This is a genomic window from Lactiplantibacillus fabifermentans DSM 21115 (assembly GCF_000498955.2).
Taxonomy (GTDB): Bacteria; Bacillota; Bacilli; order Lactobacillales; family Lactobacillaceae; genus Lactiplantibacillus; species Lactiplantibacillus fabifermentans.
This window is the reverse complement of record NZ_AYGX02000075.1, coordinates 1-13,744: the sequence shown is the minus strand read 5'-3', so window position 1 is coordinate 13,744 and position 13,744 is coordinate 1. Positions and strand designations below refer to the sequence as shown.

Annotated in this window: 17 protein-coding genes; 7 read left to right on the top strand and 10 right to left on the bottom strand. The window is 46.7% G+C overall.

What is annotated here, in order from left to right; genetic code table 11:
- The first annotated feature begins 79 nt into the window (after window positions 1-79).
- The 4 genes from DY78_RS06655 to DY78_RS06640 all read left to right on the top strand — a co-directional run bounded on the left by DY78_RS06655 (window position 80) and on the right by DY78_RS06640 (window position 1,980).
- Entirely contained in the window at window positions 80-385 is a 306-nt protein-coding gene (locus DY78_RS06655) for a hypothetical protein (RefSeq protein WP_024625398.1), read from the top strand.
- A 35-nt stretch (window positions 386-420) separates the two neighbouring features.
- Window positions 421-1,047, top strand: coding sequence for a hypothetical protein (locus tag DY78_RS06650; RefSeq protein WP_024625399.1), 627 nt, complete (start codon window positions 421-423; stop codon window positions 1,045-1,047).
- Window positions 1,048-1,341: 294 nt separating this feature from the next.
- Window positions 1,342-1,566 carry a hypothetical protein gene (locus DY78_RS06645; protein ID WP_024625400.1) on the top strand — a complete coding sequence of 75 codons (225 nt, stop codon included), beginning with the start codon at window positions 1,342-1,344 and terminating at the stop codon, window positions 1,564-1,566.
- Window positions 1,567-1,779: 213 nt separating this feature from the next.
- Complete coding sequence (locus DY78_RS06640) at window positions 1,780-1,980, top strand: hypothetical protein (protein WP_033613559.1); 201 nt, start codon at window positions 1,780-1,782, stop codon at window positions 1,978-1,980.
- Here DY78_RS06640 and DY78_RS06635 read toward each other — a convergent pair.
- Both DY78_RS06635 and DY78_RS06630 read right to left on the bottom strand, forming a co-directional pair.
- Window positions 1,977-4,418 (bottom strand): flavocytochrome c, encoded by a 2,442-nt coding sequence (locus DY78_RS06635; RefSeq protein WP_024625401.1) that lies wholly within the window; start codon window positions 4,416-4,418, stop codon window positions 1,977-1,979. The genes DY78_RS06640 and DY78_RS06635 overlap by 4 nt on opposite strands.
- A 1-nt stretch (window position 4,419) precedes the next feature.
- Window positions 4,420-5,037 (bottom strand): NADPH-dependent FMN reductase, encoded by a 618-nt coding sequence (locus DY78_RS06630; protein WP_024625402.1) that lies wholly within the window; start codon window positions 5,035-5,037, stop codon window positions 4,420-4,422.
- A gap of 181 nt (window positions 5,038-5,218) precedes the next feature.
- Here DY78_RS06630 and DY78_RS06625 point away from each other — a divergent pair, with 181 nt between their 5' ends.
- Window positions 5,219-6,172, top strand: coding sequence for a LysR family transcriptional regulator (locus DY78_RS06625; protein ID WP_024625403.1), 954 nt, complete (start codon window positions 5,219-5,221; stop codon window positions 6,170-6,172).
- A gap of 91 nt (window positions 6,173-6,263) precedes the next feature.
- Here the strand turns inward: DY78_RS06625 and DY78_RS16110 are convergent, their stop codons facing one another.
- The 3 genes from DY78_RS16110 to DY78_RS06615 form a co-directional block, all read right to left on the bottom strand.
- Window positions 6,264-6,425 (bottom strand): hypothetical protein, encoded by a 162-nt coding sequence (locus tag DY78_RS16110; RefSeq protein ID WP_156093387.1) that lies wholly within the window; start codon window positions 6,423-6,425, stop codon window positions 6,264-6,266.
- A gap of 113 nt (window positions 6,426-6,538) precedes the next feature.
- Window positions 6,539-7,936, bottom strand: coding sequence for an Nramp family divalent metal transporter (locus tag DY78_RS06620; RefSeq protein ID WP_024625404.1), 1,398 nt, complete (start codon window positions 7,934-7,936; stop codon window positions 6,539-6,541).
- Window positions 7,937-8,118: 182 nt separating this feature from the next.
- Window positions 8,119-8,796 (bottom strand): TetR/AcrR family transcriptional regulator, encoded by a 678-nt coding sequence (locus DY78_RS06615; protein ID WP_024625405.1) that lies wholly within the window; start codon window positions 8,794-8,796, stop codon window positions 8,119-8,121.
- Between the two features lie 184 nt (window positions 8,797-8,980).
- Between DY78_RS06615 and DY78_RS06610 the strand changes: the two genes are divergently transcribed.
- Entirely contained in the window at window positions 8,981-9,427 is a 447-nt protein-coding gene (locus tag DY78_RS06610) for an Rrf2 family transcriptional regulator (protein ID WP_024625406.1), read from the top strand.
- A gap of 193 nt (window positions 9,428-9,620) precedes the next feature.
- Here the strand turns inward: DY78_RS06610 and DY78_RS06605 are convergent, their stop codons facing one another.
- From DY78_RS06605 to DY78_RS06585, 5 genes are all read right to left on the bottom strand, one after another.
- Complete coding sequence (locus DY78_RS06605; protein WP_024625407.1) at window positions 9,621-9,815, bottom strand: hypothetical protein; 195 nt, start codon at window positions 9,813-9,815, stop codon at window positions 9,621-9,623.
- Window positions 9,816-9,967: 152 nt separating this feature from the next.
- Window positions 9,968-10,378 (bottom strand): prenylated flavin chaperone LpdD, encoded by a 411-nt coding sequence (gene lpdD / locus DY78_RS06600; RefSeq protein WP_024625408.1) that lies wholly within the window; start codon window positions 10,376-10,378, stop codon window positions 9,968-9,970.
- Window positions 10,379-10,380: 2 nt separating this feature from the next.
- Window positions 10,381-10,944: a UbiX family flavin prenyltransferase gene (locus DY78_RS06595; protein ID WP_024625409.1), complete on the bottom strand. Its 564-nt coding sequence runs from the start codon at window positions 10,942-10,944 to the stop codon at window positions 10,381-10,383.
- A gap of 12 nt (window positions 10,945-10,956) precedes the next feature.
- Window positions 10,957-12,429 carry a UbiD family decarboxylase gene (locus DY78_RS06590; protein ID WP_033613556.1) on the bottom strand — a complete coding sequence of 491 codons (1,473 nt, stop codon included), beginning with the start codon at window positions 12,427-12,429 and terminating at the stop codon, window positions 10,957-10,959.
- A 166-nt stretch (window positions 12,430-12,595) separates the two neighbouring features.
- Complete coding sequence (locus tag DY78_RS06585) at window positions 12,596-13,024, bottom strand: MarR family winged helix-turn-helix transcriptional regulator (RefSeq protein WP_024625411.1); 429 nt, start codon at window positions 13,022-13,024, stop codon at window positions 12,596-12,598.
- A gap of 120 nt (window positions 13,025-13,144) precedes the next feature.
- On the opposite strand from DY78_RS06585, the gene DY78_RS06580 reads away from it, so the two are divergent.
- A complete protein-coding gene (locus DY78_RS06580) occupies window positions 13,145-13,609 on the top strand; it encodes a DUF2798 domain-containing protein (RefSeq protein ID WP_024625412.1) in 465 nt (154 codons plus the stop codon).
- Window positions 13,610-13,744 lie beyond the last annotated feature (135 nt).

The following is a 13,744-nucleotide window of genomic DNA, read 5'->3' as shown; positions in this document are numbered from 1 at the left end:
CAGGTTATGCTGAACAATTTGTCCAAAAATTCGGATTAAATTTGCAATCTACCAATCAACTAAAAGGAGTTTGATTACTATGAAAAAATTATTTACGAAATTAACAATTACTTTAATGGCTGCCGGGACTTTATACGCCACGAGCGCGACCGCTTCCGCCGATACCACCGCGGCCACTCCCGAACCTACCTCAACCGCTTTAGTCAACCGGGTTAACCGGGAAACCAACTTGGCGACCAAAGTCAGCCACCCAAGCGCTAAGGATGATTTGACCCCGCACGCTACTAAGACGGCCTTAAAGACGATGCAAACGGAAGTCTTAAACACAGTCGACACGAGTTCACAAAGTCTCGACAAGATGAAATACCAACCAACCGCTAAATAAGCTGATTAACTAAATTACTAAAGGAGGCCTACCAAATGTCTGACTTAACTGATCAAGTCACGGTGCAACTACGTAAAAACTACACCCAACCCCTAATGAAAAACAACGCCCAAGGCATTTGGTATACGGGCGCTGACCTGCTCGAAGACCTTGCCCTTTGCCGGACGAGTTTACAACAACAAACTGTCGGCACTGGGCAAAATATCCTCATTAGTTTAAATAATGCAACCGCGATTCCCGTTTTGTTATTAGCAAGCTGGCAATTAGGCCTAACGGTAACCTTATTGCCGCCCACTAGTGACTTACCAACTTTGGCCCCCCAAGCGTACGCTGCGATGGTCTACCCCCCCAATCAAACGCAGCGACTCGCGCCAAACGTTGACCCCCAACAGATTAGTCTGTTGACGCTACTACTGAACACTGCGCCGGATTTCGCCTACTTCGTGCATGACCGGGCCCCGCAACCCGCCACCATGCCACCAGCCGACTTGTTATTGCCCGCCAGTAATTTAGCAACCTCCCAAGCTGAATTACTCGCCGCCATTCAAGACCCGACGCACGCCACTACCGTCACCGATATCTATGACCTGGATACTGGTATCGTCCCGCTGCTCGCTAACTTAATTACCCCAACCCCTTTTTCCTTAGCGTCCGCCGGATAACAAAACCGCACTCATCTCCCTCGGTGAGTGCGGTTTTTGCTGTTTGGATATTTATAGTAGTTGGTTATTGCCGCAGTTGGCCGACCGTAATTCCATCGTCTTGGGACCGGTCCAAGCCTGAGAAGCGGTCTTGGACCTCGCTTTTGAGCCTGAAACCCAAGTCTCAAAAGACGTCCGTGGTGTAAACGGCCAAAAAACGCCCGTTAACGCCACTTTCAGGACGATTCCATTACGGTCGGCCAACTGCTAATCCTAGCTCTATTTCAAAATAACGTTAAGTGTATGAGATTGTAATTGAATATTTTCAATGGTGGTTGTCCTAATCAAAAATTAGCCGTTCATACCCAACTTGAAGAAAGAACCTTCAAAGCTGTCGGTGGCGTTAACTGGCTTAACAATGAAATCAAACTGCTGAAAGGATACGCCGTAGTCAATTCATTAGTAGTGTCATGCTATCCAATTAAATTTCACTTTACAACAGTCACAAAAGACGCCCAGCCACAATTTTTTGTTGACTGAGCGCCTTTTAATTAAAACAAGTTTAGCAATTGAATGATCATCATAGCAGCCGTAATACCAGGTAGCGTGCTACTTTCTCAATGTCGGTTAGTGCCACAATGAAACACCTAGCGGAAACAATGACAACGCGCGACCAACATTTAATGATGCAATTCCAAAATTGCTGTCGCACCATTTCAAATAGCAAACAAATATAGTTGGGCGTCAGCGATAATGGAAGCCGCCGTGAAAGTGCCGTTAGTTCGGCATGCTTTTGGCCGAGCTTACGGCACCGACATCTTTGGAGATTGGCGGGTTAGGCCGAGCTCCAAAGTGAGGTTCGAGACCGCTCTTTGGCTCGAACCGGTCGCCACGATGGCTGGAATTATCGCTGACGCCCAACGGCAAATATCAATGTTACCGCACCGAGATTAGCCCAGCGGTGTCACCGTTAATTCATCTTGTAAGGCGTTGGTGGCGGCGATGCGGCCGAAGGTGAAGATATCAGCTAATGAGTTACCGCCTAAGCGATTACCGGCATGAATCCCACCGGCAACTTCGCCAGCCGCGTAGAGCCCATCAATCACTTGGCCGTCCGCATTCAAAACGTGCGCGCCCGTATCGATTTTTAACCCGCCCATCGTGTGATGGGTCGCTGGTTTCCGCGGTGTTGCATAGAATGGGGCCACTTGGACCTTTAAATCGAACGCATTCTTATGGAATTCAGGGTCTTCACCGGCATCGACATATGAGTTGTAGTTTTCAATCGTCTTGGTCAACACGGCCGGGTCCATCTGTAACTGTTTAGCCAAGTCGCTTAACGTATCTGCACGATATAACGTGCCGGCTGCAACTTGGGCATCGAGTTTTGCTTGGGTGGTGTTGTAAGCCGTCTTTTTGATTTCATCGTCGGCAATCAAGTAGAACAAGCTACCGTTATCAATCGCAGCTTGCGTCAATTCATCGCGACTGCCATATTCATTAACGAAACGCTTACCAGCTTGGTTAACCATCACAAAGTTCTGCGGTGGGACTTGCAAGCCACTAAACAGTTCCCCAGTATCCGGGTCAGACACCGGCATCATTTGTGAAAAGCCCATCCCCACTAAGTCGGCGCCGACACTCGTCCCGAGGCGAATCCCGTCACCGGTCATCGCTGGTGAGTTGGTCGTCTTAATATCATCGTCAATCGCGGTCCAATACGTATTGTATTGTTGCAACATCTTGGTGTTAGCCGCAAAGCCACCGGAAGCTAAGATGACCGCCTTGGCATGAACAATCACCTTAGTATGGTCGGGACCTTGAGCGATTAACCCATCGACCTTGCCAGCCGTAGTCGTTAACGACTGGACGGGTGTTTCCGTCAAAATCCGGCCGCCTTGGTCAGTAACGAATTTTTGTAACGCCTTGATGAAGGCAAAGCCTTGGTCGCCCATTGGTTTGTGACCCCGCCGCCAAATTGCGCCGACTGGCATCGTGACTTGGCTTTTATCGAAGTCCACACCAATATTTTCGAGCCACTTCACGGATTCTAAGGCATGGTCAGTCAATACTTTGACCAAATCATACTGTCCGTATATCTGGTGACCTTGCAAGTCGGTTCGCTTGCCACCGAGATACGTTTGAATCCGGTGCAATAAGGTCGAATCGAATAAGTAGCCGCGTTGGTCCTTATTTTCTTTAAGATAGGCGTTGATTTGCGTCTTTAAAACCCGAAAATCAGCTAAATATTCCGGCGCAATCGTGGCTTCATCAATTTGCGTAATTTCCGTTAACGTGTGCTTTTCACCCGGGATGGCCTCGAATTGATGTTGCCACTCTGGATCCGCCGCATTCATAGGACCACCCGCGCGGACCGTATTCCCACCAACTGCGGGGAACTTTTCAACGACTAAGACGTTGCGACCTTGTTGTAAGACTTTCGCGGCGGCCGTTAAACCAGCCCCACCGGCCCCGACGACAACGACATCGGTGGTGATGTCCGTAATATTTTGCACGGCTTTAGTCATCTGTGCTTGGCGTTTCTTCAAGTCATCTGGATTAGCGCCAGCCGCTTTGACCGCTTCAGCGACCCCATCAATGACCCCATGACTCGTCATCGACGCCCCGGAAACGGCATCGACGGCCAATGTTTGACCATCAATAATCGCCTTTGGAATCCGTTTGAACGCGACTTCCGCAATGCCTTTAGTTTCGGTGGACGTATCAATTTGAATATCTTCAATCCGGTCTTTGGATAACGTGACCGACATTGGCAACTTACCGTTGTGTCCCACGGCCGTCACAGCGTAGGTGCCGGGTTGGTAGCTAACGGCATCGGGCACGTTCATCGCATTAACTAAATCGGTGAATTTCATAAATTTGGCAAAACAACTCTCTAAAAAGGCGACGGTACCACTCTCTTTTAAGTTACCTTGGTCATCAAAGGCGGTTTGTGCCCGCCCTAATAGGAATTCCGAACCAGGCATGACGCTGGCATTAACGCCGGGGGCATCCAAGATTTGCCGCAAATGTAATTGCGCCCGTGATGAGCCTTGCACACTATACGAAGCGCCGACAATCATGACCGGCTTGCCATCAAGCGGATGTAATTTGAATGATAACCATTCAATAATGCTCTTTAACGCGGATGGGACCGAATGATTATGTTCCGGGGTCGCAATGATGACCCCATCGGCCGCCGTGATTTTTTCATTAAAGGCTTGAATAACCGGACTTTGTGACTGGTCATCGTTTTCATTAAATAACGGTACATCCGTTAATTCTAAAATTTCTAACTCGGCCTGGTCACTAAAATGGCGTTGGATAAATTCCAATAGTTCGCGATTATAAGACTTTTTAGCATTCGTGCCGACAATTCCAACTAATTTCATATTAGTCTCTCCCATCCGCAATTTGACTCCACGAAAATTGTTGATTCTTTTCCATGAACTTATTTTCCGGGGTAATTTTTTCAGTTAACGTGACAAACGCTAAGAACGCCGTCACATCATCGGCTAATTCCGCCACTTTGTCATGATCCGTTAAATTACCTTGGTCGTCAAAGGCTTGTAAAGAGTGTCCCAACAAATATTCTACGTTGGGCATAACTAACGCCTTTAACTCTGGTGCTTCTAAGATTTGCCGCAAATGCGCTTGAGCCCGCGAAGTTCCTAAGGCCCCGTTGGAGGCGCCAACAATCATGACCGGCTTATTGATGAGCGGCCGCGTCGTATATGACAACCATTCGATGGCACTCTTCAAAGCGGCCGGAATCGAGTGGTCATATTCGGGCGTGGCGAAAATCACGCCATCGGCCGCTTTAATTTGGTCCGATAAGGCTTGGACCGCCGCGGGGGCCACCCGGTCTTCCGGTTCATTAAACGCCGGCAAATCGGTAATCTCTGCAATTTCAATCGTGACTTGATCGGCAAAATGCTGTTGCATATATTGTAATAACTGGCGGTTCGTCGACATCTTGGCGTTCGTCCCGACAATTCCAACTAATTTCATCGTTCAACGTCCTTTCTTGGGTACAGCGTTTATAATTAAATTGTTATTAGATAACTATTTCATGGCATAATAAAGGTAATACCATGACTTAACCTCAGTGTATTGTAAGCGCCGTCATTTGTGAAATATTTATTTAACTATGGCGTCATAGCTAATTCGTTATGACCGATTGGAGGACCCCATGCCTAAAACGGACTCAACTAATATGTTGCGCTTTCTCGATGTCTTATTAAAACACGGCAACTTCACGCGCGCCGCCAAAGACTTATATATCTCGCAACCTTATTTAACGCAAACCATTAAAAATGCTGAAAAAGAACTCGGCGTGCCCATCATCAATCGCGACACGACCCCACTGGCCTTAACTCCTGCGGGCCGCGTTTATTATCAATACTTAACGTCATTGGAAAATCAAAAAGACCAGTTTCATAAACAAATCCGGCAATACGTCGCCCCCGACCACCAAATCATTCGGATTGGTGTTTTATCGAGTTTGGGCTACTACTTATTACCATTAGTCTTACCCGACTTTTTACAAGTCCATCCGGAAATCAAAGTCGAGCTGACCGAAGACATTTTGGCGCGCAATGAACAACGCCTGCTGCATGGCGAAATCGACTTTTTACTGGGGCAAAATCCCGAAACGGTGGCCCCTGGTTTAACGATTCATGACCGGGGCCGCGATGGCTATTACGCGATTATTCCGCGAACGTCGCCACTGTATCAGCCCGACCAAGCTTTCATCAACCCCGGTAGTATCGATATCCAAGCGCTCCTGCACGCGCCATTGATCTTATCGCCCCGCGGTTCCTCGATTCGCCGCCAAGTCGATTACTTACTCCAAAAATATAACGTCGACCCACAGATTGTCGTTGAAAGTACGAATACATTCACGATTGCCAAACTCGCCGAAAAGGGCCTCGGGGTGACCTTTTTACCCGACAGTATTGCCGTCAAGCCCGCCGGCGACCAATATAATCTTTACCCGTTACCGGCCAGTCTCTTGTCACTCAACTACTTCATTGCCGTCCGTGACAATCGTATTCTGAGTGCTAGCGAACATGATTTAATCACCATCTTTTTAACGAACCTCGAAGCCAGTCTGGCCGAGATTGCGTCGCTGTCACCAAATTAGTGGGGCGCAGTTCGGTAACCAACAACACAAAAAGACTGCCTAGTGAATTTTCTTCATCAGGCAGTTTTTCTAAACAATATTTTAATCACATTTACATCGCCGGTATTAACACAAATACCAGTAATACCAGTAAAACCAAACACCCTAATACCCCAACGCCAGCGAGTGCCAACATAATTTTATTATGGCGTTGCCAGCCAATCACCCCGACTAAAATCAGCGCCAGCATGAACATTACTAATAGATTTGTCAAAACAATCCCCCCATTATCTCGTGATAACAGCTTAACATAGCCCCACTAAAAAAGGTCCACCAACATTAATTGGTGAACCTTTTTTACTAACCCCGTAACTACTCACTAATGACCTAAGCTAGGTGCAGTGTGTTAAGAATCAAGTAAATATTCAAAATAATTAAGACAACTGTGACGATCCAAGCGGTCCATTTGACCCAAGTACGACTCGTGAAGTTCCCCATCAAGCCTTTATCACTTGTGAACTTAACGAGTGGAATCATCGCGAATGGTAACGCGATACTCAAGAAGACTTGCGACATCGTCAGGAGATTTTCAATCTTGGCTTCATTACCATGGTAGTAAATCGCGAAAGCTAACACTGGCGTAACGGAGATTAACCGCGTCAATAACCGTTGAGCCCAGAGTGGCATCTTTAAGCGAATGAACCCTTCCATGATGATCTGCCCAGATAACGTCCCAGTAATCGTCGAACTTTGCCCGGATGACAATAAGGCCACCGCGAACAACATACTTAAGATTGGACTGGCAATCGAACCGACAATTTTACTATCCCCTAAGGCATTGTATAAGTCGACGAACCGACCTAAATCACCTTTAGTACCGAAGAACAAGGCGGCCCCTAAGATTAAGAGCAAACTGTTAACGACGAACGCTACCGTCAATTGAATGTTAGAATCAATCGTCGTAAACTTGATGGCTTTCGCCACTTCTTTTTCGTCGTTGCGGTCAACTTGTCTTGTTTGTGAAATTGACGAACCAAGATACAAGTTATGTGGCATCACCGTCGCCCCAACAATCCCTAAGGATAAGTAAAGCATGGATTTGTTGCTAACAATTTGGCTCGTTGGCACATAGCCTTTTAACATTTCAGGGACATTTGGTTGTGAGATGATGACTTCGTATAAGAAGACGAATAAAATTACCGCAACCAAGGTCGCTACAATGGCTTCAATTTTTCTAAAGCCTAATTTCATTAATAATAACAATATCAAGACGTCGGCGGTCGTAATCAAAATCCCGACAATCAGTGGAAACCCGAATAGCAATTTCAACGCAATCCCAGAACCAATGATTTCGGCCACGTCGGTCGCCATAATCGCTAGTTCCGTGACAATCCATAAGAAAATTCCCATTCCTTTGGACGTGCGTTCTCGCGTCAGTTGTGCTAAATCTTTTCCGGTAACAATCCCTAACCGCGCCGCCATGGCTTGTAGTAACATCGCAATCAAACTTGACAGTAAGATTACGGATAACAAGGCGTATTTATATTGCGAGCCACCGGCAATTGACGTAATCCAATTACCAGGATCCATATACCCCACGGCCACAAGGGCGCCCGGTCCCGTATAGGCAATCAAGGTGCGCCAGAAATTGGCGTCCTTGGGTACCCGGACACTCCCATTAACTTCGTCCAAGCTCTTACTATCGGCCCCAGTCGAATGAATGCCACTGTCGTGTTCTTTAGTGGTCTTCGTCGCTGAGCGATCCTTCGTTTTTGCTAGTTTCATTATGAAACCCTCTCTTCTATTGGTTTAGAATTCAGGTTGTGGACTACTGTGTGATCCTCAACAGCGGGCGGTTCGGATTGAGCGCTCGCTTTAATTCCACTAGGTAGTATATCATCATTAATTAATTAGTCAAATTATATTATTTATTCTTTTGGCGTTCCTAAAACTGAACAAATCCCATGCTAATCAACGTGTAAGGGCATCCGCCGCGGACTCAAACCGTTAACTAAGAAATCGCTGAGATGGTTAATCGTTTGCTGAGTATCCCGATTCGTCAATTGTGGATATAAGACGGCTTCCACCATATAACCGCCGAGTGTCGAGAACAGTAATTGTAAAATCGTCCGGTTCGGCCAGTCGACCAATTCCCCCGCCGCTTTCAAGCGGTCCATCACCTCGTTAGCCTGCTTTAAGACTTCCGGTGACACCATTTGCAGCACCGCTTGGCGGTCTTTAGCATTGTTGAAAAACTGCGATAAAATGACCGCTAGCGATGCTTGATTGCGTTCCACAAACGCCACGCGGTCAGTCACTAACGCCACAATAAACGCCGTCAAGGTTTGGTCCGCTTGGTCGAGCACGGCTTGGTCGAGGGTATTCAACATCGCCGGTAAAATATTTTGCACGATGGGTTGCATGATAGCATCCAAAATCCCATTTTTATTAACAAAATTATGAAAGAGGGTCCCTTCCGCCACCCCGGCACAATCCGCAATCTCACGGGTCCCCACATTTTCATACCCTTTTTCCGAAAATAGCGCTAAGGCTGCCGCTAAAATCTTCCGCTGGGTCTTCGTAATCCGCCCATCTTTCCCCAAAGAAGCCGCATAATACGCTTGGATGGTTTCAATCTCGCTCATTGTCCTAACTCCTTTTTTGCAGTGACTGCTCAATTTGTCATCACTATGATAACTGATTTGTTCGTGAGAAGCGACCTTTAAATGCAAAAGTTACATGAAAGGCCCAGTTATTCTTAATGATTGTGTTTATCATCAGCATCGTTTATAATCACAGTAATTAATATAGTTACAGGAGGCGTTTCAGATGCGCGTTTCAACTCGATTCAGTGATTCGATTCACTTATTAGCTTTTATTGAAATATATGCCGATGCTAAGTTGACGAGTGACTTAATCGCCAGCAGCATCGAGACGAGTCCGGTCGTCGTGCGCCGCTTAATGGGCAAATTACGGCAAGCGGGGCTCATCGCCACGACCCCCGGGACGGCCCAACCAACCTTAGCAAAGCCGCTGTCACAAATCTCATTACTCGCTGTTTTTTATGCCGTCGAAGGTGACAAACCGTTGTTCGCCGTCGACCCCAAGACCAACCCCGATTGCATCGTCGGTGGCAATATTCAAAATGTCCTTGGTCAATATTACCAAGATGCCCAAACGGCGGCGGAAGCACGGTTAGCGAAGACTAGCATGCAAGATATCGTCGACAATATTTTGGTCGAACAGGCGAAAAAAGATGCGGGCCAACATGCCTAAGGTTGCCCACTATCTCAGTTCCAGCTTGCGACTAAAAAACGTCACCCAACTCAATCTGCCAGGTGACGTTTTTCATTCAAAATAGTTTTAATCAATAATATAGCTATCAATAATCTTGTTCTGGATCATCCAACCAGGCTTTCAATTTAACTGGGTCAGTTAAATCTTCAATCGGTAGCTGCGCGGTGGCTAATTATAGTGCTAGTCTAGCCTGTTCCGTATCCGTTAGCTGCGTTGGATAAGGGACTTGCTGCTCTAAGACACTATGGGCCATTAGTCCTGTCACGGCTGCGTTCATCGATAGTTGCTGTTGCGCAAAAATGCTAGTCGCTGCCGCTAGCAATTGTCTATCCACAGTGATGGTCACTTCGATTTCATCGCTATCCATTTTTCCTCCTATTACATTGCGAGCGTTTCACATTACCCACATTTTAAGCCAAAAGTTCGCGATACCAATCACACTAACACTTATCATTTTCGATTTGAACTAGTAATGCCACTCAATCCGTTATTTAGATTGAGTGGCATTTTCATTTAGTCCTATTTGGGAGCTTCATCGTTCCCATAATATTCTGGCTGGTCGGCTTGAATCGGATGGGCATTCAGCCAAGCAATAATTTGTTGACTCAAGTCCGTCGTCATTGGTGCGGCGGCTGCAATTTGGGCCTTGGTGATTTGATTGACGTGAATTCCGGCGGTAATCGTGCAACTCCCAGTTAGATGTGGTTGGAGTAGCTTCGCCATGCGGTCGGAAATAAAGTTATCTTTGTGGAACCGGCCGTCATGGCTAGGATATTTCACGGTCTGGGGGTCAGTATTGGCCGTAACCATCGTGACATCACCGATATGGGGATTGGAGCCACCCGTCACGACGATTAATAAGTCAAAACCAATCACCGTTAACGCCGCCGTCATCGTATACCCGGCTTGGGTTGTCTTAAAAGTTGGCATGCTTAATCCCCTTCCCAACGTCGATCCGTTTCATTTTGAATTTGGAAGGCGTCTAAAATCTTCATCGTTTGATGGTTCACTAAATCTTGAATCGTTTTGGGATGATTATAAAAGGCCGGGATTGGCGGAATAATCTGCGCGCCTATCTGGGCGAGCTTCGTCAGATTTTCTAAGTGAATCACACTGAGCGGTGTTTCACGTGGAACAATCACGAGTTTGCGTTGTTCTTTAATCGTGACGTCAGCCGCACGTGAAATCAAATTATCGCCGAAGCCGGTGGCAATCCCAGCGACCGTCTTCATGCTAGCAGGAACGATGACCATCCCATCATTTAGGAATGAACCACTCGCAATCGTGGCCCCTTGGTCATTAATGTTATACGTGTAGTCCGCCAAGTCGTTCAACTGACTTAAAGAATAGTCCGTTTCGAGTTCTAAGTTCTTCTTAGCCCACGTACTCATCACCAAATGAACTTCCACGTCCGCGATTTGATGAAGTTTTTCCAAGAGATCCACTGCATAGACGGTGCCAGAAGCACCCGTAATACCGACAATAATTCGTTTCATGTTGTTACCCCGCTATTTCAAATATTTTTCCCAATCATCAACTTTCATAAATTGGGCTCGTTCAAATTGATCTTTCATATCATATGGGACGGTACCATCAATGACTAACTTCGATGACATCCCCCGCGTCCGAATCGACTTCGGGTCGTACCCGGGCCGTTCTGATGGGTCGAGGGGATGGTTGCGCATCCCAGGCAAGACCATCAAATCTTGGTCCGCTTGAAAACGCGTATTCATCGTCCAAATGACGTCATTCATATCAAATATATCGACATCTTCATCAACTAGGATGACGGTTTTAAGTTCTTTAAAAGCCGAAAACGCCAATAAGGCCGCTTGCCGCTGAATACCTTCATCCGCTTCATTATCTTTATGAATCTGCATAATGGTCATTAATTTACCTCCACCAGCAGGCGGATTGTAAACATTCTTCACTTTGCCCGGAATGGCGCGGTTTACTAATGACAAAATGCTAGCTTCAGTGGGAATTCCAGCCATGCTGACATGTTCTTCAGATGGTCCAATCACACTTTGCATGATTGGGTCTTGGCGATGAGTGACGGCTGTGACCTTAATGACTTGTACCGCGGGATTAGCATCCCCGTCATAGCCAGGAAATTCAGGCATGGCTTTACCGGTATTCGTATTAATATCTTCTTGCATCCGTTCGTTAGGCATAATATAGCCTTCCAACGTAAATTCTGAACGGGCAATCGCTTTTTCATCGACGGTCACGCCATCGACTAATTCAACTGGCGCTTGGCGAATCGCGCCCGCCACGCCGAGTTCGTTATAACCGAGCGGTGTGGTCGGTGGTTCAAAGGTGGCGCCAATCGTGATGGCGGGGTCTAGCCCGATATTGATCGTCACGGGCATTGGTTTGTTAGCCGCTTCATATTCGGCAGCAAACGCGCCAATATGCCGACCCCCGGGCATAATATAAATCCCTAAAGTATCTTTATCTTCTAAGACCATCCGATGAATCGTCACATCGCTCTTCGACTTATCCATACTAGAACCGTAGACGACCCCGACCGTAATATACGGGCCGGCATCGTATTCGGTATTCGTTGGTGCCGCGACTAACTTACGGATATCGAAATCGGCGTCCGTCGCCCGATGAATCACTTCATGCGCTGGGGCGTGGTCTTCGCTAACGGTGACTGGGTCAACCGGACTTGCCACCGCATCGTTAAGGAATTGACCTAACGTATGATATTCATGATGAAACATTAATCCGACCCGTTTTCGGCTCGCCATCAGACCCGTTAAAACGCGAGTACCCGGAAAACCTTTGACGTTATTAAACATCATTGCTGGGCCTTCTTGTGTGGGCCGTTCGACGGTCCCGCCGGCGCCAATGTAACGGTAAACGCCTGATAGTTCGGCGTTGGGATCAACCGGCACATCGGTCGCGTGATACTGCCCCGGGTGCTGTTGTAACTCATCTAAAACTTTGCGTAAATCGTAAGGTGCTTTCGCCATAATTTCAACCTCCTCATTTAGTTTGGCTTACGATTATTATATTAGACCCATCCGTAATTGCGAACAAATCCACTTTTGACTGATTATTATTCCAAAACAGAATATTAACTTTAACGTACTAAAAAAGCCGCCCCAGTAACTCCCAGGACGCCCTTAAAATTCACTATTATGGTTGTAAATCTTCGGCTCGTTTTGACCATAAATCAAGCTCGCTCGCGACAGTTTCAACGCTGCCTTGGTCACTAGCACCCAGCACTTGGGCCCAGAGCCGACTCATCAAGTCGTTGATGGTCTGACAAGCTTGTAAGCCCAGCGGTGTAATGCGGACCCACGTTGTCCGATGATCCGCCGCGTCAGTTTGACGTTCAATATACCCGGCCGCTTCCAGCCGCGTCAATTCGCGACTGACCAAGCCTTTGTTGATGGCCAATTCCGTCGCAATTTGTTTGGCAGTGACTTGGTCATGTTCACTAATAAATAATAAAAAGTTCGCGTTGGTTGCATTTAATTCGGGCAACGTTAACTCCCGACTAATCGCAATTTGAAACAGGCGATGTAACACCCCGATATACTTACCTAATTCATTGGTTCGCACCGTTGACACCTTCTCACCCAGAATGCCTTTATTGTAGCATAGTTTGCTAAATAGTTGACAATTAAACTAAATGGCCTATAATTTATAGTTGACTCATCAACTAATAGGAGATTTAATTTTATGCCATTAAAACAACGTTTAACTTTTACTTTAATTATGTGTATCGGGATGGGCAGCATCATGAGCTTGTTAGGCATGGTTACGAGTAGCGGCTGGTCTAACGCTCTCGTTCATCAATTTGCAGCGAGCGTCGTGCCCACGATTGTCTTTGCCTTCATCTTTAACTTATTAATCGCATCCAACATTGCTGCCGCGTTAATCAAATTCGGGACGCGCAACCTAACCGATAATCAAGCCATTATTCACCGGGCCAGTACGATTCGCGGTTGGGCCATGATTTTAGTCATGTGCTTTACGATGAGCACGCGGGCATTAGTAATGAACGGCGTCCTTTTCAAAATGACCCCGGTGCAATTCGGACTAGAATTCCTTGAATCACTCATTATGGCCTTAATCGTCCGCGACTTTTTCGTCAAACCAATTGCGCGCAAAATTACCGCACCTTTGGCCGTTGCTCGCAACTAAGCAAGTGCATAACGTAAACCAGCCAACCGTCACTAATTTTTTGTGGCGGTTGGCTGGTTTTTATTATTCAAAACTTTTTTAGTTATTTGGTAGATTGCAAATTTAATCCGAATTTTTGGACAAATTGTTCAGCAT

What these genes read in the sequence shown, in the direction of transcription:
- DY78_RS06655 (WP_024625398.1), top strand. Translation starts at nt 80, where the DNA reads ATGAAAAAATTATTTACGAAATTAACAATTACTTTAATGGCTGCCGGG.
- DY78_RS06650 (WP_024625399.1), top strand. Translation starts at nt 421, where the DNA reads ATGTCTGACTTAACTGATCAAGTCACGGTGCAACTACGTAAAAACTAC.
- DY78_RS06640 (WP_033613559.1), top strand. Translation starts at nt 1,780, where the DNA reads ATGGAAGCCGCCGTGAAAGTGCCGTTAGTTCGGCATGCTTTTGGCCGA.
- DY78_RS06635 (WP_024625401.1), bottom strand. Translation starts at nt 4,418, where the DNA reads ATGAAATTAGTTGGAATTGTCGGCACGAATGCTAAAAAGTCTTATAAT.
- DY78_RS06630 (WP_024625402.1), bottom strand. Translation starts at nt 5,037, where the DNA reads ATGAAATTAGTTGGAATTGTCGGGACGAACGCCAAGATGTCGACGAAC.
- DY78_RS06625 (WP_024625403.1), top strand. Translation starts at nt 5,219, where the DNA reads ATGCCTAAAACGGACTCAACTAATATGTTGCGCTTTCTCGATGTCTTA.
- DY78_RS06620 (WP_024625404.1), bottom strand. Translation starts at nt 7,936, where the DNA reads ATGAAACTAGCAAAAACGAAGGATCGCTCAGCGACGAAGACCACTAAA.
- DY78_RS06615 (WP_024625405.1), bottom strand. Translation starts at nt 8,796, where the DNA reads ATGAGCGAGATTGAAACCATCCAAGCGTATTATGCGGCTTCTTTGGGG.
- DY78_RS06610 (WP_024625406.1), top strand. Translation starts at nt 8,981, where the DNA reads ATGCGCGTTTCAACTCGATTCAGTGATTCGATTCACTTATTAGCTTTT.
- DY78_RS06605 (WP_024625407.1), bottom strand. Translation starts at nt 9,815, where the DNA reads ATGGATAGCGATGAAATCGAAGTGACCATCACTGTGGATAGACAATTG.
- lpdD (WP_024625408.1), bottom strand. Translation starts at nt 10,378, where the DNA reads ATGCCAACTTTTAAGACAACCCAAGCCGGGTATACGATGACGGCGGCG.
- DY78_RS06595 (WP_024625409.1), bottom strand. Translation starts at nt 10,944, where the DNA reads ATGAAACGAATTATTGTCGGTATTACGGGTGCTTCTGGCACCGTCTAT.
- DY78_RS06590 (WP_033613556.1), bottom strand. Translation starts at nt 12,429, where the DNA reads ATGGCGAAAGCACCTTACGATTTACGCAAAGTTTTAGATGAGTTACAA.
- DY78_RS06580 (WP_024625412.1), top strand. Translation starts at nt 13,145, where the DNA reads ATGCCATTAAAACAACGTTTAACTTTTACTTTAATTATGTGTATCGGG.